Here is a 22,507-nt window from a genome sequence, read left to right as displayed (position 1 = left end):
TCGTCACGGAATCGGCTGCAGCACAGCGGTAACCCGGGTCAGTCGACCGCGGCGAAGTTCTCCGGGAACCACATGTTGTGGCTGGCACCGCCGTCGGCGTAGATGATCGAACCGGTGGTGGCGGGCAGGAAGTCGGACAGCACCGCCGCCACGGTCATGCCGACCGCGCGCGGGTTGTCGACGTCCCAGCCGATCGGCGACGCGCCGTCCCAGTACTCGTTGAGCTGGTTGAGCTTCTTCGCATCGTCGGTGGCAGTGCCGGCGATCGCCTTGGCGGCGAGGGTCTTGATCGGACCGGCCGCCACCAGGTTGGACCGCACCTTCTTGGCCTCGCCCGCTTCCCGGGCCACGAACCGATTCACCGATTCGAGTGCGGCCTTCGCGACGCCCATCCAGTTGTAGTAGGGCATCGCGGTGCGCGGATCGAAGTCCATCCCGACGATCGAACCGCCCTCGTTCATCACGGGCAGCACGGCGCGCGCCAGCGCGGCGTAGCTCCACGCCGAGATCTCGAACGCCTTCGACGCGTCCGCGCCCGGGCCCTCCAGGAACGGCTTGGCCTCGGGGCCCATCAGGGTCGGCGGCGCATACGCGATCGAATGCACCACGCCGTCGACGCCCTCGGGAGCCAGTTCCCGGATCTTGTCGGCGAGGGCGCCCAGATCGTCCTCGTCGGTGATGTCGAGGCCGATGGCCGGCGGCACCTCCTGCGGCAGCCGCTTGGCGATGCGGTCGATCAGCCGCAGTCGCTGCGGAATCCCGGTGATGATCACCTTCGCGCCCTGCTCCTGCGCGACCGCGGCCGCGCTGAACGCGATCGACGCATCGGTGATGATGCCGGTGACCAGAATGGTCTTGCCTTCGAGCAGTCCGCCCATGAGTACTCGGTTCTCCTGATGTCTAGTCGCGTGACGAGCCGGTGCGGCTCAGTGCCCCATACCCATGCCGCCGTCGACGGGGATGACCGCGCCGGAAACATACCGGGAATCTTCGGAGGCGAGGAAACTGACCACGGCGGCAACCTCTTCCGGGGCGCCGAGCCGCTGCAGCGGGATGAACTTCTTGGCGGTGTCGCGCATGTCCTCGGGCAGTTCGGCGGTCATATCGGTCTCGATGAAACCGGGCGCCACCACGTTGGCGGTGATCGAACGGGAGCCGAGCTCGCGGGTGATGGAGCGAGCCATGCCGATCACCCCGGCCTTGGATGCGGCGTAGTTGATCTGGCCCGGTCCGCCCCCGAGGCCGACCACCGAGCCGAGGAAGATCATCCGGCCCCAGCGGGCGCGCAGCATCGCCCGATTCGCACGCTTGGCGCATCGGAACGCGCCGGTGAGGTTGGCATCGAGCACCCGCTCGAACTGCTCCTCGGTCATCCGCATCAGCAGGGTGTCGTCGGTGATACCGGCATTGGCGACCAGCACCTCGACCGGCCCCTGGTGCTCTTCGACTTCTTTGAAGGCCCGGTCCACCGATTCGCTGTCGGTGACATCGCACTTCACTCCGAACAGGCCGTCGGGCACGCCCGAACCGCGATGGGTGACCGCCACCTTGTGGCCGTCCGCGAGCAGGCGCTGAGCGACCGCGAGCCCGATACCGCGGTTACCACCGGTCACCAGAACCGACCGGGATGTGATGTTCGACATACGTTTCAACCTATCTGTTCGTATTCGGGTCGTGTGCGCTGGGGTCGCGCCCCGGGCACGGGTCGACCGGCAGCGGCCGCGGGTCAGGGCAGGCGTTGACGATAGAGCAGGCTCGCCACCACACCGCCCGCCACCGCCAGCAGGCCGAGCAGCAGCCAGGGCCGGCTGGCATCACCACGGGTGGTCTCGTAGCCGATCTGCTCTTCGAGGGTGTCGTAGACCTGAGTCAGTTCCTCCAGCGAGGACGCGGTGTAGAACTCGCCACCGGAGAGCCGGGCGATCTCCTGCAGCGACTCGTTGTCCACCGGCACCGGAATCCGCTGGCTCTCGCCGGTATCGGGATTCTCGATCTCGACGGCGCCCCAGTCGGTACCGAACGAGATGGTCGATACCGGCACGCCCTCGTTCTTCGCCTGCCGGGCGGCGGTGTAGGCGTGCCGGGGGTTGTCGACGTCGTCCTCGTCCGGAACGGTCTGCTTACCGTCCGACATCAGCACGATGCGCGCCGGTGGCGGCGCCTCGCCGCCACCGAGTACCGATCCCAGGGTCTCGATGGACTGCAGTGCGGTCAGGATGCCCTCACCGGTGGCGGTGCGCTCGGCGAGCTGGATGTTGCCGATCGCCGCCTTGACCGCTTCCCGGTTGGTGGTCGGCGAAACCATCACCGACGCGGTGCCCGCGAAGGTCACGAAACCCAGGTTGATCCCGGGCGTGAGGCCGTCGACGAAGTTCTTGCCGGCCTGTTGCGCGACCTGCAGCCGACCCGGCGCCACATCGGTGGCCTCCATGGACAGCGACACATCCATCACCAGCACCACCGTCGCCCGGTTGCGCGGCACCTTCTGCACCGCGGTCGGGCCGGCGGCCGCCACGGTGAGCAACACCAGACCCACCAGGATCAGGGCGATCGGGATGTGCCGGGTGGGACGGGGCCCGCTCGGCGCCACCTTCTCCAGCACCGCCATATTGCTGAATCGCAGCATCTGCCGGTGCCGGGCCCGCTGCACCAGGATGTATCCGAGCAGAATCAGGCCGACGACCAGCAGGAATGCGAGCCAGGCAGCTGCGGTGAAATGCGAAATACTCACTGACGAGGAACCCGCCCGGTCGGGGCGCCGAAGCTGTGGCGCCGGGTGGACACGAACCGGACCACATCCGCGATCCAGTCCCGGTCGGTCTGCAGGCTCAGCACCGGCGCGCCGCAGCTGCGCAGCGCCTGCTCCACTTCCTGCCGGTGCTGCCGTGCGGCGACGGCATAGTCGCTGCGCAGCGTCGAGGTCACGCTGAACTCCCGGGTCCGGCCGGACTCCGGATCGTGCAGCACCACATCGCCGACGTCCGGCAGGGTGAGGTCGCGCGGGTCGAGGACCTCCACGGCGAGCAGATCGTGCCGCGCCGAGATCGCGCGCAGGGAACGCTGCCAGTCGATATCGCCGAGGAAGTCGCTGATCACGACGGCCAGGCCGCGTTTGCGCTGCGGGCGGCGCAGCGATTCGATTCCGGCGCGCAGGTCGCCGCGGACGCCGTCGCGGGCATGCGGGGTGGTGGCGATACCCCGCAACAGCGCATGAGCGTGGGTACGGCCGCTGCGGGCCGGAATCCGGATCAGATCCTGGCCGGTGGCGACGACCGCGCCGATCCGGTTGCCGCCGCCGGCGGTCAGGTGGGTGATGGCGGCCGCCGCGGCGATCGCCAGATCGCGTTTCCGGCAGCCGCCGCTGCCGAAGTCCAGGCTGGCGGACAGGTCGACCACCAGCCAGGTCTCCAGCTCCCGGTCGGCGATCATCTGCCGCACGTGCGGGTGAGTGGTGCGGGCGGTGACCGACCAGTCCATCTGCCGGACGTCGTCACCCGGCTGGTACAGCCGGGCCTCACCGGGTTCGGACCCCGGGCCCGGAATCAGGCCCAGGTGGTCGCCGTGCAGCACACCGTCGAGCCGCCGGCGCACGGTCAGTTCCAGGGTCTTCAGCGCGGCCGCCAGCCGCGGATCGGACAGGTCGCCCGACCGGAACGACGGCGGCGCGTGCGGGGCGGTGGGCGTTCCGGCAGCCGGTTCGGCGGGCCCGCTCACTTGGGTGCGACGTTGCCGGCGGGCTGGGACTGCTGCCCGTTCACTGGCTGGGCCGCGGGCGGGGGCGGCGCCTGGCCACCGGCGGCGACCGCCTGCGGCGCGACCTGCGGCATGCCGACCGTCTGCAGCACCCGCTTGATCACGTCCTCGGGGGTGACCTCGTCGGCGAGTGCGTCGTAGGACAGCACCAGCCGGTGCCGCAGCACGTCCGGCATCACCTCGATCACATCCTGGGGCACCACGTAGTCGCGGCCGCGGATCAGGGCGACCGCGCGCGCGGCGGCGATGATGCCGAGGCTGGCGCGCGGCGATGCGCCATAGGAGATCCAGCCGGCGACGTCGTTCATCCCGAACTCCAGCGGCGTCCGGGTCGCGGCGATCACCCGGACGACATAGTCGACGAGCGCATGGTGCACGAAGGTGTTCGCGGCCAGCTTCTGCAGCCGGATGACGTCCTCGGGGCCGAGGATCTGTTTCGGTTCCGGCGGGGTGACCCCCATCCGGTAGATGATCTCGCGCTCCTCCTCCACCGACGGGTAGTCGACGACCACCTTGAACAGGAAGCGGTCGCGCTGCGCCTCCGGCAACGGGTACACGCCTTCGCTCTCGATCGGGTTCTGGGTCGCCATCACCAGGAACGGATCGGGCATCGGATAGGTCTTGCCGCCTATCGACACCTTCCGCTCGGCCATCACCTCGAGCAGCGCGGACTGGACCTTGGCCGGCGCCCGGTTGATCTCGTCGGCGAGCACGAAGTTGGCGACCACGGGACCCAGTTCGGTATCGAATTCTTCGCGGCCCTGCCGGTAGATGCGGGTACCGATCAGGTCGGTCGGCACCAGGTCCGGGGTGAACTGGACACGAGAGAACGAGCCGCCCACCACCTGGGCGAAGGTCTCCACCGCGAGGGTCTTCGCGATGCCGGGCACACCTTCGAGCAGAACGTGTCCCTTGGCGAGCACTCCGACCAGCAGCCGCTCGACGAGCCGGTCCTGTCCGACGATGACCCGCTTGACCTCGTAGATCGCCTTCTCGAGGGTCTGCACGTCTCGCTCCAGGGTGTCGGACGCGGCAGGTCCGGCGTTCTTCGCCAGATCCGCCCCGCTCACACCGTCCGTCGAAGTCACCAACATCCCCGCTTTCGCCTCGGTCCTGTGCGTGTGGCCACAACTATTCCAGGTATCGGCCCGGCGCGCTGCAACCGGCCGGGACCTTCTCGGCCGATCATCGCCTTCGTCGCCCAATGTAGTGGCCGATCCCGGCCCGTGGCGGCGGCCGGCGGATACCGGGTGCGGGCGGTGCGCCGGATCAGGTGACGATCCGGACCGCATAGGGCATGATCCCACCCAGCCGGACCGGCGAAACCTTCACCACATCACCGGATTCCGGCGCCTCGATCATGGTCCCGTCGCCCAGGTAGAGGGCCACGTGCTGACTGCCGCCGGGGCCCCAGAACAGCATGTCGCCGCGCTGGCGCTCGGCGACCGGCACCCGGGTTCCGGCGTTGTACTGATAGCCGCTGTAGTGCGGCAGCGAGACACCGATGCCGGCGAAGGCGTACATCATCAGCCCGGAACAGTCGTAGCCGACCTTGTCGTAATCGCCGTGCCGGTCGGCGACGCCGCCGTCGCGGATCCCCAGGGTCGGCCCCTCTTCGTTGCCGCCGCCCCAGGCATAGTCCACACCGAGCTGCGACATCGCCCGGTCCACCACGATCTCGATCGCCTCGGCGCCGGTGACCTGAGGAGTCGTCGTGCGCGGCGGCGATGACCGGGGCCGGGACGACCGTGGCCCGGACTCCAGCTGGGTGTGCGGGCGCTGCCCTTCGGCCAGCGCCGCGGCCCGGTCGCGGGCGGCCTGGTCGGCGGCGACCCGGGCGGCCGCTGCCTGCGCCGCGGCGATCAGCGCCTCACGTTCGGCGCTGCGCTCCCATTCGATATAGGCGGCCCGCTGCCCGGCCAGCCCCGAGACGTTCGCCCGGGCGGCGTCCAGCGCGGCCTGAGCGCCGGCCCGTTCCCGGTGCAGCGCCGCACGCTCGCCGGCCTGGGCATCGTAGGCGGCCCGGGCGGCCCTGACCGCCTCCTCGGCGGTCGCGCGGCGGTGTTGCGCCGCCTCCGCCGCGGCTTCGGCCTCGGCTCGGGCCTGCCGCGCGGCCGAGTGCCGGTTGGCCTGCTCGATCTGGGCCCGTCGCAGTTCGTCGAGGACGGCACGCTGATGTTTCGACACCATGGTCAGCACCTGCGCCCGGTCCCGGGCGAGACCGGGCGATCCGGAGGCCAGGTAGGTGAACACCGAACTGGTCACCGGCTGCACATAGGCCTGGACGGCGACCGAGTCGGAATCGTCCCGGGCCCGCCGCACCTGTTCGCCGGCCGCGGCCAGCTGTTCCGCGGTTCCGGTGACCGCCGCGGCGGCGGCATCGGCGGCGGCCCGGGCATCCTGAAGATCGACCAGGGCTCGATTGACCGCTTCACGTTTCCGCGCAACGACGCCGTCGAGAACCTGCAGCTGCTGGTCGGCCTCGGCGATGCGGTTGATCAGCGCGCCCACGGCACCGATTCGGGCATCGACTTCCGCGTCGGCACGCGAGATCTCGGCGTCGTCCGGGTTCGGCGGTGGCGGCGGCACGGCGCCGGCGCTCCCCGCCACCAGCACCGCCGACAGCAGCAAACCGGTGGCGATCGGCAGCCACCGCACCCTGCGTCCGATCCGGTTCCCGCGCATCGCACCTCCCCGGGCTCGATTCGTTCGTCGCCGCGCACGGCGCCGGACGCATCCACACCTGCACCGGAGGTCGACAGACGACCCTTGCGCCCCGCTGTCCCCGAACGCGATCACAGGAACCGTACGACACATGAGTCACACAACGGAACATCCGCCACGGAATCACATACGGGTAATTCGGCGATAGCCGAGCATTTGCCTATCAGCGGACAGGTTTCCACCGAACAAAACAGACCGAACGTTCGATTACATGGGGCGCGGTGTGATCACAGTGCGCGCGATCACCGGCCGGCGGTCGCTGTGGCCGTCTCCTCCGAGCCCCGGCGCACCTTCACCAGGTACAGCCCGGCAATCACCGCCACCGTCAACACCAGCACCCCCAGCGCGATCGCCGTCCACGGAAACGGCTCCGGCTGTTCCAGTCGATCGACGAACGCCTGCGTCGCCACCTCCGGCTGGTTCCCCCGGTATTTGGCAGCGTCCTCGGCCCACTCCAGGTGCACTCGACTGATGGAGTCACTGTAGGTTCCGATCCAGTCGTCACTGAGGACGGCGACGGTCTCCCCCGATTGTTTCCCGAGATCGGTGGCCAGATCCCGTAGGCTGGATTCATGGCCTGGGTTGCCGGGAACAACGACGACTTCGAGTGGAATTCCCTCCGACCGCGCCTCCCCGACGATCGCCGCCAGCTCGGACTGGTCCGCACCCTCCGGCGCTGCGACATGATTGTCGGCGAGGTCGGCGCGAATACCGGCCAGATCGGTATTCGGCGGCAACTCGGTGGCCATCGGCGCAAAAGAGAGCAAACCAGTCATCTTTCATCCGGGCAGTCAACTGTGCTGGGTGAGCGCCACAACGAACCCCGACACGCTCGACAGGCACAGTACGCGACGATCGGGCACAGTGGGCAGCGGCGGCACGCCGATCATCCGGCCGCCGCCCCGCACCTATCATAGGACAAGCGTACTGTTAGGCTCATGCGGCGAGGATGCCGGTACCGCAGGGTACCGGAGCCCCTCCGAAGACTCGAGCCGCCGGCACAGCCCCGCCGACGGCCCACCCACCACAGACGAGTGGAGCTGACGTGACGACAAGCATCGATACCTTCGGCGCCAAGGGCACCCTGGACGTCGGAAGCAACTCCTACGAGATCTTCCGGCTCTCGGCCGTGCCCGGCACCGAGAAACTCCCCTACGCACTGAAGGTCCTCGCGGAGAACCTGCTCCGCACCGAGGACGGCGCCAACATCACCGCCGACCACATCCGCGCCATCGCGAACTGGGATCCCTCCGCACAGCCCAACGTGGAGATCCAGTTCACCCCGGCCCGCGTGATCATGCAGGACTTCACCGGTGTGCCCTGTGTCGTCGACCTCGCCACCATGCGCGAAGCCGTCACCACCCTCGGCGGCGACCCGAACAAGGTCAACCCGCTGTCGCCGGCCGATATGGTCATCGACCACTCCGTCATCCTCGACGTGTTCGGCCGCGCCGACGCCCTGGAGCGCAACGTCGACCTCGAATACCAGCGCAACGGCGAGCGCTACCAGTTCCTGCGCTGGGGCCAGGGAGCCTTCGACGACTTCAAGGTCGTCCCGCCCGGTATGGGCATCGTGCACCAGGTCAACATCGAGTACCTGGCCCCGACCGTGATGGTCCGCAACGGCCAGGCCTACCCGGACACCTGCGTCGGCACCGACTCGCACACCACCATGGTCAACGGCCTGGGCGTGCTGGGCTGGGGCGTCGGCGGTATCGAGGCGGAGGCCGCCATGCTGGGCCAGCCGGTCTCCATGCTGATCCCGCGCGTCGTCGGCTTCAAGCTGACCGGTGAGATCCAGCCCGGCGTCACCGCCACCGACGTCGTGCTCACCGTCACCGACATGCTGCGCAAGCACGGTGTGGTCGGCAAGTTCGTCGAGTTCTACGGCGCCGGCGTCGCCGAGGTCCCGCTCGCCAACCGCGCCACCCTCGGCAACATGAGCCCCGAGTTCGGCTCCACCGCCGCGATCTTCCCGATCGACGGCGAGACCATCAACTACCTGCGCCTCACCGGCCGCAGCGACGAGCAGCTCGCGCTAGTCGAGGCGTACGCCAAGGAGCAGGGCATGTGGCACGACCCGGCCCATGAGCCCGCCTACTCCGAGTACCTCGAGCTGGACCTGTCCACCGTGGTGCCCTCCATCGCCGGCCCGAAGCGCCCGCAGGACCGCATCCTGCTCAGCGAGTCGAAGGTGGCCTTCCGCAAGGACATCCACAACTACGTCGAAGAGCAGATGCCGACGGCGCACACCCAGCTCGACGAGGCGATCGAGGAGTCCTTCCCGGCTTCCGATCCGGCCGAGCTGTCCTTCGCCGACGACGGTGCTGTCGAGGTCCAGTCCGCCGCCAACGGCGCCCACGGCCGGCCGTCCAAGCCGGTCAAGGTGGTCTCCGAGGAGCGCGGCGAGTTCATTCTCGACCACGGTGCGGTCGCGGTGGCGGGTATCACCTCCTGCACCAACACCTCCAACCCGTCCGTGATGCTCGGCGCCGCCCTGCTCGCCCGCAACGCCGTCGAGAAGGGCCTGTCCACCAAGCCGTGGGTCAAGACCAACATGGCGCCCGGCTCGCAGGTCGTCTCCGACTACTACGAGAAGGCCGGCCTGTGGCCGTACCTGGAGAAGCTGGGGTTCTACCTGGGTGGCTTCGGCTGCACCACCTGCATCGGCAACACCGGTCCGCTGCCGGAGGAGATCTCCCAGGCGGTCAACGACAACGACCTGACCGTCACCGCGGTGCTCTCCGGCAACCGTAACTTCGAGGGCCGCATCTCCCCCGATGTGAAGATGAACTACCTGGCCTCGCCGCCGCTGGTGATCGCCTACGCCCTGGCCGGCACCATGGACTTCGACTTCGAGACCGACCCGCTCGGCCAGGACACCGAAGGCAACGACGTGTTCCTGCGCGACATCTGGCCGTCGCCCCAGGAGATCGACGACACCATCAAGTCCGCGATCAGCCAGGACATGTTCCGCAAGTCCTACGCCGACGTCTTCAAGGGCGACGAGCGCTGGCAGGGTCTGGACACCCCGGAGGGTGACACCTTCGCCTGGGACGAGAACTCCACCTACGTCCGCAAGGCCCCGTACTTCGACGGCATGACCATGGAGCCGGCCCCGGTCGAGGACATCAAGGGCGCCCGGGTGCTGGCGCTGCTGGGCGATTCGGTCACCACCGACCACATCAGCCCGGCCGGCCCGATCAAGCCCGGCACCCCGGCCGCGCAGTACCTCGACTCGCACGGCGTGGCCCGCAAGGACTACAACTCGCTCGGGTCGCGGCGCGGCAACCACGAGGTGATGATCCGCGGCACCTTCGCCAATATCCGCCTGCGCAACCAGCTCCTCGACGACGTCTCCGGCGGCTACACCCGCGACTTCACCCAGGAGGGCGGCCCGCAGTCGTTCATCTACGACGCCTCGCAGAACTACCAGAAGGCCGGCATCCCGCTGGTCGTGCTGGGCGGCAAGGAGTACGGCTCCGGCTCCTCGCGTGACTGGGCGGCCAAGGGCACCCGCCTGCTCGGCGTCAAGGCGGTCATCACCGAATCCTTCGAGCGCATCCACCGCTCGAACCTGATCGGTATGGGCGTCATCCCGCTGCAGTTCCCCGAAGGCGAGTCGGCGAAGTCGCTGGGCCTGACCGGCACCGAGACCTTCGACATCGAGGGCATCACGCAGCTCAACGAGGGCGTGACCCCGCGGACCCTGAAGGTCACCGCCACCAAGGAAGACGGCGAAAAGATCACCTTCGACGCGGTCGTCCGCATCGACACCCCCGGTGAGGCGGACTACTACCGTAACGGCGGCATCCTGCAGTACGTCCTCCGCAACATGATCTCGGCCTGACGGCTGTGTCCGATGGCCGACCTCCGGTCGGCGTGCGGACCGGGCCCTATTAACCCCTCGAATCGGCCCTCGAGACTCGCGCCTGCGGCGCATGCGCTTCGAGGGCCGATTCGAGGGGCGGGCCCGGTCGTCGCTCGTAAGACTCGCTCCGTGCGGGGTTGCGGGTGGCGCGGAGGCCGCGGCTGCTACATGGTGTGAGCCGAACGGCTGAGGCCCGGTCCCTCGGGTCCGCACACCGGATATCCCGCCCCGGCCTCGGCCGGGGCGGGTTCGGCCTATCCACAACTTCCCCTTTTCATCTCCCCCGTGGAGGAATACATGCCCAAGGTCAGCGACGATCATCTCGCCGCCCGGCGCAGCCAGATCCTCGACGGGGCGCGGCGGTGCTTCGCCGAATACGGTTACGAAGGCGCGACCGTGCGCCGCCTGGAGGAGGCCATCGGCCTGTCCCGGGGCGCCATCTTCCACCACTTCCGGGACAAGGACGCCCTGTTCCTCGCCCTCGCCCAGGAGGACGCCGAGCGGATGGCCGATGTCGCGGCCACCCAGGGTCTGGTGCAGGTGATGCGGGATATGCTCGCCCGCCCGGACGAATTCAACTGGCTCGGCACCCGCCTCGAAATCGCCCGGCGGCTGCGGACCGACCCGGATTTCCGCGCCGGCTGGACGCAGCGTTCCGCCGAGCTCACCGCCGCCACCTTGGCGCGGCTGGAACGACGTAAGGCCGCCGGGGCGCTGCGCGACGATGTGCCGACCGATGTCATTCTCGGCTACCTGGACCTGGTGTTGGACGGGCTCATCGCCCGGATCGCGTCCGGCCACGCCGGTGACAACCTCTCCGCCGTCCTGGACCTGGTCGAATCCTCCGTGCGGCCGTCCGGCTGAGCCGCGAATCCGGTGCACACCCGGTGGCCGGACCGTACGCTGCAAGCAGGGTGTGCGTGCCCGGTCCGGCGCGCTACCCGGGCCGGCGAACGGTGAACCCCAGGAGGCAGCCCATGGACAGCGCCCTGATCCGTGACCCCCGCACCGCCGAAACCCTCGGCACCGACTCCGCCACGGTGCGGCTGCTCGCCGATGCGAGCGATACCGCCGGGGCCGCGAGCACCCTGGAGGTCACCCTCACCGCTGGGGCAGACGGCGCTGCACCGCACTATCACACCCGGTCCGAGGAACTGTTCTACATCGCCGAGGGAGAACTGCAGGTGCTCACCGGCGACCGGATCCGGACCGTCGCGCAGGGCGGCTCGGTGGTGATACCCCGCCGGATGCCGCACGCCTTCGGCGCCGGACCCGATACCGGCGTACGCCTGTTCATCGCCCTGGTGCCGGGCATCGAACGCTTCGAATACTTCCGGCTGCTGGACCGGCTCGCCCACGGCACCGCCGATCTCGCCGAACTCGCCGCCCGCCAGGACGAATTCGACAACCATTTCGTCGACGCCCCGCAATGGTGGCAGCAGCGGCAGGCCCAGCGAACGACACCCCCGGCCGAGACATAGCAGCCCGGCAGCGACTGTGGCCGATCTGGCATCCCGCCGGGGAACATCGTGGGCGGACACCGCGGTTATACGCTGTATGACCTTTTCCGTTCCGGTGCTCGTCCGCGGATACGAGCTCGACACCCAAGGCCATCTCAACCACGCCGTGTACCACCAGTACGGCGAGCATGCCCGCTGGGAGCTGCTGCGGGCAGCGGGAATCGGCCAGGACAAGTTCCTCGCCAGTGGTATCGGCGCCGTCGTCCTCGAGTCCACGATCAAGTACAAGCGAGAACTGCGTGGGGGCGACGAGGTGACCGTCACCAGCGAGTTGTCCTTCGAGGAGGGCTCGAAGGTATTCCGGTTCCACCATCGAATCGTCAAACTCGACGGCACGATCGCCGCCGAGATCTCGGTGACCGCGGGTGCCATGGACCTCACCGAACGCAAGCTGATCGCCGATCCCGCCGGTCACTTCCGTGGCCTCGCCGAGAACCCCGAGGTACTCGGCCTCTGATCCGGCGACACGCGCGAGGTACCGGCCGGCAATCCGGCCGCGAGTGCCCGCCCGGCCACCCGACGGCAGTTAGCTGATGGATTGCTATACCTGCTCGTCGGGTGGCCGCCGATTACCGACCGGCGAGGACGCTGCCGCCCCGCTCCGTGGTTTGCCGACGGCCCGGAAATCTTCCGATCCGGACCGGCAGCAGCCGTATTCGCGTTATGATCCTCTGCAGTTTCGGGGGTTCTGGCAAATTGCGAGCGAAACGAGACGGAGGCAGCAACACCATGACCGATGCCACCCACCGCCCCGGCACCGCGGCCACCTACGATCGCGGTCCGGCCCTACGTGGCCAGCTCGTCGCCGAATCCGAGCGAGCCATCCGGGTGCGCGTCGGCGACGGCGTGTGGACCTTCGACCGCCGAGATGTCCTGCGGGTCACCGATGCCGACTCGAGCGGCGGAGGTGCTCCAGCCGACACCGAGCGGCCCCGCCTCGATTCTGCAGCGACAGAGCGAGGGAGCGCAGCGACTGAGCGGCGGAGTGAAGAATCGAGGCTCCCCGGGGGCCGCGACTCGAGCAGCGGAGCTGCTCCATTCGACACTGCTCCATCCAACACAGTGCTGGTGGATATCCGGCCCGGCGCCACCGCCGATTTCACCCGGAGGTTGCGCGTCGATCTCGTCGACCGCCCGATCACCCTGGCAGCCGCACCGTCGCCGGCCTTCGGTGACGAACAGCTGCAGCAGCTGACCCGGACCTGGGCCGCACGCCTGCGCATCGCCGAACGGGACAACCCCACCGGCGCCACCTACACTTTCGCGCACACCCGGTCGCTGAACGGCAGCGACGACGGGATCAACTGCGACAGCCTCGACTGAGCCGCGGACCCATGACGGCGGGGCCCACCGGTTCGGTGTTGATCATCTCCGAATCCGACGATCTGCACAGCGATGCGATGACCGCCACGCTGCGGGAATGGCACGGGCTCACCCCGATTCGCCTCGACCTGCGGGACTTCCCCACCGAATCGGGCAGCTTCCGACTCGACCGCGGTGGTACCAACCGGTCCCTGTCCCACCTCTACGGCCTCGACGACGTCGGCTCGGTGTGGTGGCGCCGCCCGCATCCCTGCCGGGTGCCCGCCGGTGTCCGGGCCGCCGACGACGAGTTCCGGCAGGCCGAATGCGACGGATTCCTACAGGGGATGCTCTGGTCGATTCCCGCGTTCTGGGTGAACGACCCGGCCGCCGAACGCACCGCCGCCCGCAAGATCGTCCAGCTCGACACCGCGCTCCGGGCCGGATTCGCGGTACCGGAGACCCTGATCACCAACGACCCGGACGAGGCGCGCAGCTTCATCGAATCGCGCACCGGCCCGGTCGTCTACAAACGCACCGGGACCGGCCGCGCCGAATTCTCCGAGACCCGGGTCATCACCCGGCCCGAGCTGCCTCAGCTGGCCGGGATCCGTTCGGCGCCCACCACATTCCAGGACTACGTGTCCGCCGAATGCGATCTGCGGGTGGTCTGGGTGAACGGCGTCGAGTGGACCGTCCGGATCGACTCGCAGGCCGGGGCCGGCCGGGTCGATTCGCGGCTGGACACCTCGGTCGACTTCACCGCCGACCAGCTGCCCGCATCGGTGAGCAAAGCGCTCACCACCCTGATGGGGGCACTCGGCCTGGCGTTCGGCGTGATCGACCTGCGGCTCGGGCGCGACGGCGAGTACTACTTCCTCGAAGTCAACCCACAGGGCCAGTTCGCCTACCTGGAGATCAAGACCGGACTGCCGCTGTTCCTCAGCCTGGGTAACCTGCTCGCCCACGGCGACGGAACCGTGCCCGGATATTGAGCACGGCCCCGGCAGCGGACCCGATCAGTCCGCCGGATTCTTCCGGCGATTCGCGCCGCCACGGCCGCGTAACTGGACGTGCGACTCGACCAGCACGTTGTGGATGAACCCGTAGGACCGGCCGGTGGAACGAGCCAGCGAACGGATGCTGGCCCCGGCCTCGTATTGTTTCTTCAACTGCGATTGCAGGCGGTCCCGCGTCTTTCCGGTGACCCGCGTGCCCTTGCCCAGCGTGGTCTTTCCCGACCCCGCCGTGCCTGCGGCCTTGGCCGACCTGCCGGCCTGCTTGGACTGTCCGCTCATGCCTGCACCTCGCTGGCGCTCGGCTCCGGCCTGTGCGCCGGGGCGACTGTGCCGATCGTTCGCTCGCTTCGCTCGCTCATGGCGTCCTCCGAGTCGGGAGAGCAGCTCATTCCAGGCTAAACACTCCACACCCGGTGATCAACGCGTCGGCAGCGATCAGCCCGTCAAGCCAGCTGGATCAGATCCAGATAGTCCTGCGACCAATGATCCTCGGTGCCGTCGGGCAGCAGGATCACCCGTTCCGGGTTCAGCGCCTCCGCCGCGCCCGGATCGTGGGTCACCAGCACCACCGCACCCGCATAGGTGCGCAACGCGTCCAGAACCTGTTCCCGCGACACCGGATCCAGGTTGTTCGTCGGCTCGTCGAGCAGCAGCACATTCGCCGCCGAGGACACCAGGCCCGCCAGCGCCAGCCGGGTCTTCTCACCACCGGACAGGGTGCCCGCCGGCTGCTCCAGCTGCGGCCCGGTGAACATGAACGCGCCGAGCAGCCCACGCAGATCCTGCTCACCGGCATCCGGCGCCGCATGCCGGATGTTCTCCCACACACTCGCGGTGTCGTCGAGCGTGTCGTGCTCCTGGGCGAAGTACCCGACCTTCAGCCCGTGCCCCGGCACCAGCTCACCAGCGGTCGGCTGTTCCGCTCCGGCCAGCAGCCGCAGCAGCGTCGTCTTACCGGCACCGTTGAGTCCGAGCACCACCACCCGGCTGCCGCGGTCGATGGCCAGATCCACGCCGGTGAAGATCTCCAGCGAGCCGTAGAGCTTGCTGAGGTTCTTCGCCATCAGCGGGGTCTTGCCGCACGGCGCGGGCTCCGGGAACTTGATCCGGGCCGCCTTGTCCGCCACCCGCACCTCGTCGAGTTCGGCCATCAACCGGTCGGCCCGCTTCGCCATGTTCTGTGCGGCAGTCGCCTTGGTGGCCTTCGCCCCGAGCTTCGCGGCCTGGGCACGCAGGGCGGACGCCTTCTTCTCGGCGTTGGCGCGCTCCCGGCGGCGGCGCTGCTCATCGGTAGCGCGGGCGTCCAGATACTTCGTCCAGCCCATGTTGTAGACGTCGGCCTCACCGCGGACCGCGTCCAGGAACCAGACCTTGTTCACCACCGCGTCCAGCAGTTCGACATCGTGGCTGATCACGATCAGGCCGCCGTCGTGGTTCTGCAGGAAGCCACGCAGCCAGGTGATCGAATCGGCGTCGAGGTGGTTCGTCGGTTCGTCCAGCAGCAGGATCCGGTCGGAACGGCCACCGCTGCCGTCTGACGCCGAGAACAGAATCCGCGCCAGCTCGATCCGGCGGCGCTGGCCACCCGACAGGGTGCGCAGCGACTGACCGAGCACCCGGTCCGGCAGCCCCAGGCTGTGGCAGATCCGGGCCGCCTCACTCTCGGCGACATATCCGCCCAGGGCCGAGAACCGATCCTCCAGCCGGCCGTACTTGCGGACCGCACGATCCCGTTCGGCATCGTCGGCGACCTCCGCCATCAACGCCTGCTGCTTCTCCATGTCCCGGATCAACGTGTCCAGGCCACGCGCCGACAGCACCCGGTCGCGGGCGATCACATCCAGATCGCCTTCCTTCGGGTCCTGCGGCAGATAGCCGATCTCGGTCGAGCGGGTGATCCTGCCCGCGTACGGCTCACCCTCACCGGCCAGGATGCGCAGCGTGGTGGTCTTCCCGGCGCCGTTGCGACCGACCAGGCCGATCCGGTCGCCGGACTGCACCCGCAGCGCCGAACCCGGTGCGGTCAGCAGGGTGCGGACTCCGGCCCGAACCTCCAGGTCGGTCGCGGTGATCACAGCTCTCTCCTCGCAGTTCGGCAGCTAGAGTTCGTCGGATCGCGGCAAGCCATCGCCACGGCACGCTGACAGCGGCCGATCCGGGCGGGCGCACGAAGCACCCAGTCTACCGGCCGGCACCCTCGGGCGGACGCCGGGCGCGGAGATCGGAGCGGTTGTGCTCATCACAGGGCCCGCCGCGCCGACCGGCATACTCACTCCGGCCCCGCCCCGGCCTCCCGGTTCTGCACGACAAACCACCCGGTCCCGTTAGCCTCGTCACATGAGCATCGATTTGAAGGGCCGGACCGCGCTGGTGACCGGAGCCAGCCGGGGAATCGGCAAGGCCGTCGCCGCGGAACTGGCCGCCCACGGCGCGAACGTCCTGATCACCGCCCGGAAGCCGGAACCGCTGGCCGAAGCGGAACGGGAACTCAACGCCCTGGGACACCCCGGCACGGTGCGGTCGCTGGCCGGCAACGCCGGAGACGCCGACGCCCGTTCGGCCGCCGCCGAACGCGCCGTCACCGAATTCGGTTCGCTCGACATCCTGATCAACAACACCGGAATCAACCCGGTCTTCGGGGCCCTGATGGACGCCGACCTCGACGGCGTACGCAAGATCTTCGACGTCAACGTCGTCGCCGCCCTCGGCTACGTACAGCAGGCACACCGGGTATGGATGCGCGAGCACGGCGGCGCGATCGTCAACGTGGCCAGCGTCGCGGGACTGCGGTCCACCGGGGTGATCTCCGCATACGGTGCGTCGAAAGCGGCGCTGATCCGGCTCACCGAGGAACTGGCCTGGCAGCTCGGCCCGGCCATCCGGGTGAACGCCGTGGCCCCCGGCGTGGTGAAGACCAAGTTCGCCGACGCGCTGTACTCCGCCGACGAGGAGGCCACCGCGAACACCTACCCGATGAAGCGGCTCGGCACCCCCGAGGACGTGGCAGCACTGATCGGATTCCTGGTATCCGACCAGGCATCCTGGATCACCGGCGAAACCGTCCGCGTGGACGGCGGCCTCCTCGCCACCGGCGGGATCTGAGTTGGATGGAGCAGCTCCGCTGCTCGAGTCGCGGCCCCCAGGGGGCCTCTCCGGGGAAGAAATCCCCGGAGCGGCCCCGGTTCGCCAGTTCTCTGTAGACCCTGTTCAGGTCTCCGTCGGATCTAACGCACGCCCAGTGGGTCTCGTACTTCGACGTGTTCGGCGCCGACACCACCGCCGCCCGACCCGCCTTCGTCGAGGCCGAACCGGTCGTGCAGGCGGCGCAGTGGTTCGGGGGCGTACCAGTTCCAGTCGCCGAGCACCTTCATCGCCGCCGGCAGCAGCAGGCCGCGGACCAGGGTGGCGTCCACCAGGACGGCCAGCGGCAGGCCGATGCCGAAGGCCTTCATGAAGCTGATGTCGGACACCAGGAACCCGAGGAACACCAGCGAGATCAGCACCGCGGCGGCGGTGACGATCCGGCCGATCCGCTCCAGGCCCAGCGCCACCGCGGTCTCGGTCTTGCCGGTCCGGTCGTACTCCTCGCGGATCCGGGACAGCAGGAACACCTGATAGTCCATCGCGAGCCCGAAGGCGACGCCGAACAGCATCACCGGAACGGTCGCCGGGAGGGTGCCGGTCACGGTGAAGCCGAGCAGTCCGGACAGGTTGCCGTCCTGGAAGATCCACACCAGGGCGCCGAAGGTCGCGGTCAGGCTCAGGGCACTGAGGACCACCGCCAGCAACGGCAGCACCACGCTGCCGGTGAGCAGGAACAGCACCACCAGCATGGCCACGATCACGTACCCCAGCGCCCAGGGCAGTGCATCGCTGATCGCGTCGATCGCATCGACATTGGCCGCGGCGACCCCGCCGACGAGCACCTCGGACGGCGCCGGTACCGCCCGCACATCCATGGCGACCTGTTCCAGTGCGGCCGCATCCCCGGTATCCGGAACGATCGCCAGGTACGCGGCATCGGTGGCGCGGAATCCCTCGTGCGCCGGCGACGCCGGCAACACTTGCCCGCCCTGCGCGTAGCTGCCGGTGGCCGTGTCCACCCGCCGCACATTCGGCACATCGGAGAGATCGCGGGCGTAGCCGGACAGGGCGGCGGCGCTGTAGGCGCTGTCCGGCAGCACCGCGACCAGGACGTTCTGGTCGCTGTCCGCGAAGTCGCGCTGGATGGTCTCGGTGACCTGGCGGTTGTTCATCGACTCCGGCAGTGCCCGCTCATCCGGGAAACCCAGTTCCAGGCGGAGGAACGGCAGGCCGAGGACCAGCAGCAGGGCGGTCACGGCCAGGCCGATCGGCACCGGCCGGTGCATCACCGCGACGGCGAGCCGATGCCAGAAGCCTTCACCGGGCGCCGGGCGGGGCGCCCGCAGGAACCAGCCCAGCCTGCCCTTGTCGATCCGGGTGCCGAGCAGCAGCAAGGTCGCCGGCAGCACGGTGAGCGAGACCAGCGCGGCGACCGCGGCGACCGCGAGTCCGGCATATCCCATCGAGCGAACCGCGAGCAGCGGGAAGAACAACAGGCCCGACAGCGCGACGGCGACCGTGACCGCGGAGAACGCGACGGTGCGCCCGGCGGTCTGCATGGTGATCGCCACCGCCCGTGCGGGCGCCGAGCCGGCCACCAGCTCATCGCGGTAGCGGTTGATGATCAGCAGGCTGTAGTCGATGGCCAGGCCGATACCCAGCAGGCTGGCCACGTTCGTGGCGGTGGCCGCCAGATCCGCGAACAGGGTGAGCAGCCACAGCACGCCCATCGTGAGCAGCACGGTGCAGGCCGCCACCACCAGCGGCAGGCTGGCCGCCACCAGGCCGCCGAAGACGAACAGCAGCGCCAGCAGGGTGATCGGGAACGCGATGGATTCGCCCAGCACCGCGTCCTTCGCGCTCTGTTCCACGGTTTCGTGCAGCAGCATCGCGTATCCGCCGACCCGGATGTCCAGGAGGCCGCGGGTGCCGGCGAACTCCTCGGAGATCTCGCCGACCCGCTCGTCGACGTCGCGTTCGCTGCCCGGCAGTGAGGCGATGATCAGCGCCTGCTTGCCGTCGACACTGCGCAGCGCGGGCAGCTGGTGTGTCCAGTAGGACTGCACATCGGCGACGCCGTCGGTGCCGGCGAGGTCCTCGGTGAGTTCGGTGCCCGCGGTGACGATGTCCTCGTCGTCGACCGATCCGTCGGTGCGGGCCAGCAGCACCAGGTTCGGCGGGGCCTGCCCGAAATCCTCCCGCAGCACATCGATCGCCCGGCTCGATTCGCTGCCCGGATCGGTGTATCCGCCGCCGTCGACCCGGTCGAACAGCGTGGAACTCATCACCGCGAACGCCAGCGTGAGTACCGCGAAGATCCCGAGCACCCAGCGGCTGCGCCGCTTGGTGTATTCCACCACCAGTTTTCCCCTCACTCGACCACGAACGCACCGGATGATCCATCGCGGCACCGATTTTCACCGGCTCCGGCGCGTGGCGATCCTAACAATTGCGGCCGCTTCGCTGTACCCGGCGAAGCGGGCGATCCCCCGGCTACCGTCCGGCGATCCCGGCCGAGGCGGCGACGACCGCAGGACGTAACCGCCCGGGCAGTCCGGCGAACACTGCGGCCATGGCCAAGGCCGTGCCCGCAGGATCGGATCGGCCGGACAGGTAGGCCCGTTGCCGGTCCGGCGGCAGGGTGAAGAAGGCTTCGAAGAATTCCGGTATCCGCTCCGGTGGCAGCGCCAGCAGCGTGCGCAGCCCGGCCGACCGCAGCGCGTGCACGGCGCGCACCCGCGCCGCCCCCGTCCGGTCACCGGCCGCCGCGGCATCGGCAGCCGACAGTGCGGCTGCCACGCTGTAGCCGGTGGCGGGATGGGTCATACCCGCTGCCGCGCCGAACCGGTGGCGGCCGGGGCGGCCGCCCTGGACCGGGAACCGGACCCGCTCCACCGGCTCGGTGCCGGCGCATGCGATACCGCGTTCCCGCAACCGGTGTTCGAGTCGGGTGCGCAGCAGATCCGGGCCGAGAGCCGGTCGGCCGGCCAGACAGGTTTCCTCCAGCAGCATCGTGTCCGGCCCCAGCGGAATCCGGTACAGGAACGACGGGGGCGCCGCGGTGGGGGCACCGTTGTCACGCCGCCAGTCCATGAACAGCGTCTCCGGATCCGGGCCCAGGGCTTCGCGATCGACGACGACACCGTAGGCGGTCTGTTCGGCCCACCGGGACGACCGGGGCACACCGCGCGCATCGACGATCCGCGGCGCCGACAGGGTCCGGCCGGACGCGCAGTGCACCTGCCCGGCCCGATGCTCGATGGCCAGCACCCGATCGGCGTGCACCACAGCGCCGTCCAGGCTCAGCGTCTCCTGCAGCGCCGGGGTGTCGAAGACCAGGTAGCGCCGTTCGATCCGGTGCCGGGTGAGCGCCCACACCGCCGGCCGGTCGGCGGTCGCCGCCACCACCCGCTCGGGCAGCCAGTCGGGGAGCTCGTCCGCCCAGCCCCCGTAGGTCGCGCCCCACCGCCGATCCGGCCGCGGATCCACCCCCGCGACCCGCAGCCCCCGAGCCAGCGCCCGACACACCAGCGCCCGCCCCGCCGGCCCCAGCCCGCATACGATCAGATCGGCATCCACCCACCGATTCCAGCAGGCCCGTCCCCCGTCCGACACCACCCACCCCGGCATTCCGCGACCCGGGTCCGGGCACGGGCCGACCGATCGTCGCGCAATCGTGCCGCAATCTCCGGTGCAACCCCGCCGCGGCGGCCGGGTCATTCGCCGCGGTGGCGCTGGTGGCGGCGGCGCCGGTAGAAGACTTCCTCCAGGGAGACGGGGGCCAGGGCCTCGGTGAGGCGGGTCAGGCGGGTGTCGTAGCGGTGGCCGTGGATGTAGCGGTGCACGCCCGCGCGGCGTTCGGGGGGCAGGTCCGCCCAGACGGCGGCGATCCGGTCCTGTATCTCGGCGTCGGATTCGGCGATCAGCTGCAGCAGGGCGGGCCAGCAGTCCGAGTCGGTGGCGTAGGCGGGCAGCGACGCCACCGAACTCCGGGGCAGATCGGCCAGCATTCGGGCGATCCCGGCCCGGGCGGTCGCGGTCAGCCGCACGGACAGGGTGAACAGGCCGCGCCAGGCGTCCGGGTCGTCGGAAACGGACAGCGGCCGCACGAGTGCGGCCAGGATCCCGGGGTCGGCGAACACCGGATTTCCGGCCAGCGCCCACAGCGCGAACGGCGACAACCGGCCGAGCACGATCAGTAGTTCCGGTACCGCCTGCACCGAGACGGCGGTGACGACGAACCCGGCGACCGCCGGCATCGGACCGTGCCCGAAGAAGAGGTCACCGACCGCCTCCACCATGTCCGGTTCGAATCGGCAGAACACGGCCAGCATGGCGTGCTGCAGGGCCGGTGAGCCCGCCAGCACCGTCTGCATCATCCGGGGCACCCGCTGCCGGGGCCCGGCCAGCAACTGCCGGACGATGGCACTGAGCTTGTCGGCCGAATAGGCATACGCGGCGGTGAAGATCAGGCCCGCATCGTCGTAGACGAGATGTTCGAGGGCCTCGATCATCGCCGGGGTGGCGCTGGACAGGAACCCGGCCGCGGTGACGTGGTCGCCGCGGCGCAAGATCTCGTTCAGGATCCGCATCAGCGGTTCGGGCGGGGCGACCTCGGCCAGCTCCGCGATCACGGCCGGGTCGAGATAGGGCGCGCAATCGGCGGCGTAGCGGACATCGAGCATGGCCAGCGCTTCGGCCGCCTTCGCCGGATGATCCACGCCCAGCGCACCGGCCAGCCGCCCGGCGGCGATCGGCGGCATCAACCGCTGGACCAGGGGGATACCGATGCTCAGCGGAACGATCGGCACCAGCATGCTGGCACGGCGGAATGTCTCGGTGTGCTGGTCGAACAGCACCCGCGTCATCCGGTCCTGCAGCTGCCGCAGGCTACCGGCGCCGAACCGGGCGAGCGGTTCCAGCTGTGCGGGCGGCACCTGCAGGGTGCGGGCCAGCACCACCAGCTGGGTACGGGTGATCAGCTCCGATTCAGCCATGGGTGGCGCGGCCGCCGAACATGATCTTGCGTGTCACCGCGCGCAACGGCCGCGGCAGGGCCCCGAGCGTGACGTCGATCGACCGGTCCAGGGTGGCGGCCTCCCGGACCCGGACGGCCCGGAACAGCATCAGCAGATCCCGCGCCTCCGCCTCGGTGAGCCGATCGACGACGTCCACCGGTCCCCCGAGCTCGCGAACCAGGTCACGACGGGACGTCATGGCTCCTCCTTTCGAAA

General features: G+C 69.4%; 20 protein-coding genes. 7 read left to right on the top strand and 13 right to left on the bottom strand.

Going from position 1 to position 22,507, the window contains the following annotated elements:
* Positions 1 to 38: 38 nt before the first annotated feature.
* The 7 genes from inhA to AC1HFH_RS11275 all read right to left on the bottom strand — a co-directional run bounded on the left by inhA (position 39) and on the right by AC1HFH_RS11275 (position 7,253).
* A complete protein-coding gene (inhA, locus tag AC1HFH_RS11305; RefSeq protein WP_480247388.1) occupies positions 39 to 878 on the bottom strand; it encodes an NADH-dependent enoyl-ACP reductase InhA in 840 nt (279 codons plus the stop codon).
* 48 nt (positions 879 to 926) lie between these two features.
* Positions 927 to 1,643 (bottom strand): 3-oxoacyl-ACP reductase FabG1, encoded by a 717-nt coding sequence (fabG1, locus tag AC1HFH_RS11300; RefSeq protein ID WP_480247387.1) that lies wholly within the window; start codon positions 1,641 to 1,643, stop codon positions 927 to 929.
* A gap of 83 nt (positions 1,644 to 1,726) precedes the next feature.
* Positions 1,727 to 2,731, bottom strand: a complete 1,005-nt coding sequence (locus AC1HFH_RS11295) for a VWA domain-containing protein (RefSeq protein WP_480247386.1) — start codon at positions 2,729 to 2,731, stop codon at positions 1,727 to 1,729.
* Complete coding sequence (locus AC1HFH_RS11290; protein ID WP_480247385.1) at positions 2,728 to 3,714, bottom strand: DUF58 domain-containing protein; 987 nt, start codon at positions 3,712 to 3,714, stop codon at positions 2,728 to 2,730. The genes AC1HFH_RS11295 and AC1HFH_RS11290 overlap by 4 nt, the downstream gene beginning before the upstream one ends.
* Positions 3,711 to 4,847, bottom strand: coding sequence for a chaperone MoxR1 (moxR1, locus tag AC1HFH_RS11285; protein ID WP_480247384.1), 1,137 nt, complete (start codon positions 4,845 to 4,847; stop codon positions 3,711 to 3,713). Before moxR1 ends, AC1HFH_RS11290 begins: the two co-directional genes overlap by 4 nt.
* Before the next feature lie 175 nt (positions 4,848 to 5,022).
* A complete protein-coding gene (locus AC1HFH_RS11280; protein WP_480247383.1) occupies positions 5,023 to 6,438 on the bottom strand; it encodes an NlpC/P60 family protein in 1,416 nt (471 codons plus the stop codon).
* A gap of 281 nt (positions 6,439 to 6,719) precedes the next feature.
* On the bottom strand, positions 6,720 to 7,253 hold the full coding sequence (locus AC1HFH_RS11275; protein WP_480247382.1) for an Rv1476 family membrane protein: 534 nt from the start codon (positions 7,251 to 7,253) through the stop codon (positions 6,720 to 6,722).
* A 269-nt stretch (positions 7,254 to 7,522) separates the two neighbouring features.
* Here AC1HFH_RS11275 and acnA point away from each other — a divergent pair, with 269 nt between their 5' ends.
* The 6 genes from acnA to AC1HFH_RS11245 all read left to right on the top strand — a co-directional run bounded on the left by acnA (position 7,523) and on the right by AC1HFH_RS11245 (position 14,165).
* On the top strand, positions 7,523 to 10,327 hold the full coding sequence (gene acnA, locus AC1HFH_RS11270) for an aconitate hydratase AcnA (protein WP_480247381.1): 2,805 nt from the start codon (positions 7,523 to 7,525) through the stop codon (positions 10,325 to 10,327).
* A gap of 318 nt (positions 10,328 to 10,645) precedes the next feature.
* Positions 10,646 to 11,212, top strand: a complete 567-nt coding sequence (locus AC1HFH_RS11265; protein ID WP_480247380.1) for a TetR/AcrR family transcriptional regulator — start codon at positions 10,646 to 10,648, stop codon at positions 11,210 to 11,212.
* A gap of 113 nt (positions 11,213 to 11,325) precedes the next feature.
* Positions 11,326 to 11,829: a cupin domain-containing protein gene (locus AC1HFH_RS11260; RefSeq protein ID WP_480247379.1), complete on the top strand. Its 504-nt coding sequence runs from the start codon at positions 11,326 to 11,328 to the stop codon at positions 11,827 to 11,829.
* A gap of 76 nt (positions 11,830 to 11,905) precedes the next feature.
* Entirely contained in the window at positions 11,906 to 12,325 is a 420-nt protein-coding gene (locus AC1HFH_RS11255) for an acyl-CoA thioesterase (RefSeq protein WP_480247378.1), read from the top strand.
* A 611-nt stretch (positions 12,326 to 12,936) separates the two neighbouring features.
* A complete protein-coding gene (locus AC1HFH_RS11250) occupies positions 12,937 to 13,191 on the top strand; it encodes a hypothetical protein (protein ID WP_480247377.1) in 255 nt (84 codons plus the stop codon).
* An 11-nt stretch (positions 13,192 to 13,202) separates the two neighbouring features.
* Complete coding sequence (locus AC1HFH_RS11245; RefSeq protein WP_480247376.1) at positions 13,203 to 14,165, top strand: MvdC/MvdD family ATP grasp protein; 963 nt, start codon at positions 13,203 to 13,205, stop codon at positions 14,163 to 14,165.
* Positions 14,166 to 14,189: 24 nt separating this feature from the next.
* On the opposite strand, the gene AC1HFH_RS11240 is transcribed toward AC1HFH_RS11245, so the two are convergent.
* Together AC1HFH_RS11240 and AC1HFH_RS11235 are read right to left on the bottom strand one after the other, a co-directional pair.
* A complete protein-coding gene (locus tag AC1HFH_RS11240; RefSeq protein WP_480247375.1) occupies positions 14,190 to 14,468 on the bottom strand; it encodes a helix-turn-helix domain-containing protein in 279 nt (92 codons plus the stop codon).
* Between the two features lie 164 nt (positions 14,469 to 14,632).
* Entirely contained in the window at positions 14,633 to 16,264 is a 1,632-nt protein-coding gene (locus AC1HFH_RS11235; protein WP_480247374.1) for an ABC-F family ATP-binding cassette domain-containing protein, read from the bottom strand.
* Between the two features lie 262 nt (positions 16,265 to 16,526).
* Here AC1HFH_RS11235 and AC1HFH_RS11230 point away from each other — a divergent pair, with 262 nt between their 5' ends.
* Positions 16,527 to 17,291 carry an SDR family oxidoreductase gene (locus AC1HFH_RS11230; protein WP_480247373.1) on the top strand — a complete coding sequence of 255 codons (765 nt, stop codon included), beginning with the start codon at positions 16,527 to 16,529 and terminating at the stop codon, positions 17,289 to 17,291.
* A 122-nt stretch (positions 17,292 to 17,413) separates the two neighbouring features.
* On the opposite strand, the gene AC1HFH_RS11225 is transcribed toward AC1HFH_RS11230, so the two are convergent.
* The 4 genes from AC1HFH_RS11225 to AC1HFH_RS11210 all read right to left on the bottom strand — a co-directional run bounded on the left by AC1HFH_RS11225 (position 17,414) and on the right by AC1HFH_RS11210 (position 22,490).
* Complete coding sequence (locus tag AC1HFH_RS11225) at positions 17,414 to 19,633, bottom strand: MMPL family transporter (protein WP_480247372.1); 2,220 nt, start codon at positions 19,631 to 19,633, stop codon at positions 17,414 to 17,416.
* Positions 19,634 to 19,766: 133 nt separating this feature from the next.
* A complete protein-coding gene (locus AC1HFH_RS11220) occupies positions 19,767 to 20,903 on the bottom strand; it encodes a lycopene cyclase family protein (protein ID WP_480247371.1) in 1,137 nt (378 codons plus the stop codon).
* A gap of 86 nt (positions 20,904 to 20,989) precedes the next feature.
* Positions 20,990 to 22,270 (bottom strand): hypothetical protein, encoded by a 1,281-nt coding sequence (locus AC1HFH_RS11215; RefSeq protein ID WP_480247370.1) that lies wholly within the window; start codon positions 22,268 to 22,270, stop codon positions 20,990 to 20,992.
* Entirely contained in the window at positions 22,263 to 22,490 is a 228-nt protein-coding gene (locus tag AC1HFH_RS11210) for a hypothetical protein (RefSeq protein ID WP_480247369.1), read from the bottom strand. Before AC1HFH_RS11210 ends, AC1HFH_RS11215 begins: the two co-directional genes overlap by 8 nt.
* Positions 22,491 to 22,507: the final 17 nt, after the last annotated feature.

Source organism: Nocardia sp. KT25-26 (assembly GCF_056627695.1).
This window is presented reverse-complemented; position numbering and strand designations above follow the sequence as displayed.

Coding starts and splice junctions, on each gene's coding strand:
- AC1HFH_RS11220 (WP_480247371.1), bottom strand. CDS start 20,903: ATGCCGGGGTGGGTGGTGTCGGACGGGGGACGGGCCTGCTGGAATCGG.
- AC1HFH_RS11280 (WP_480247383.1), bottom strand. CDS start 6,438: ATGCGCGGGAACCGGATCGGACGCAGGGTGCGGTGGCTGCCGATCGCC.
- AC1HFH_RS11210 (WP_480247369.1), bottom strand. CDS start 22,490: ATGACGTCCCGTCGTGACCTGGTTCGCGAGCTCGGGGGACCGGTGGAC.
- AC1HFH_RS11230 (WP_480247373.1), top strand. CDS start 16,527: ATGAGCATCGATTTGAAGGGCCGGACCGCGCTGGTGACCGGAGCCAGC.
- AC1HFH_RS11260 (WP_480247379.1), top strand. CDS start 11,326: ATGGACAGCGCCCTGATCCGTGACCCCCGCACCGCCGAAACCCTCGGC.
- inhA (WP_480247388.1), bottom strand. CDS start 878: ATGGGCGGACTGCTCGAAGGCAAGACCATTCTGGTCACCGGCATCATC.
- moxR1 (WP_480247384.1), bottom strand. CDS start 4,847: ATGTTGGTGACTTCGACGGACGGTGTGAGCGGGGCGGATCTGGCGAAG.
- AC1HFH_RS11265 (WP_480247380.1), top strand. CDS start 10,646: ATGCCCAAGGTCAGCGACGATCATCTCGCCGCCCGGCGCAGCCAGATC.
- fabG1 (WP_480247387.1), bottom strand. CDS start 1,643: ATGTCGAACATCACATCCCGGTCGGTTCTGGTGACCGGTGGTAACCGC.
- AC1HFH_RS11215 (WP_480247370.1), bottom strand. CDS start 22,270: ATGGCTGAATCGGAGCTGATCACCCGTACCCAGCTGGTGGTGCTGGCC.
- AC1HFH_RS11245 (WP_480247376.1), top strand. CDS start 13,203: ATGACGGCGGGGCCCACCGGTTCGGTGTTGATCATCTCCGAATCCGAC.
- AC1HFH_RS11255 (WP_480247378.1), top strand. CDS start 11,906: ATGACCTTTTCCGTTCCGGTGCTCGTCCGCGGATACGAGCTCGACACC.
- AC1HFH_RS11275 (WP_480247382.1), bottom strand. CDS start 7,253: ATGACTGGTTTGCTCTCTTTTGCGCCGATGGCCACCGAGTTGCCGCCG.
- AC1HFH_RS11240 (WP_480247375.1), bottom strand. CDS start 14,468: ATGAGCGGACAGTCCAAGCAGGCCGGCAGGTCGGCCAAGGCCGCAGGC.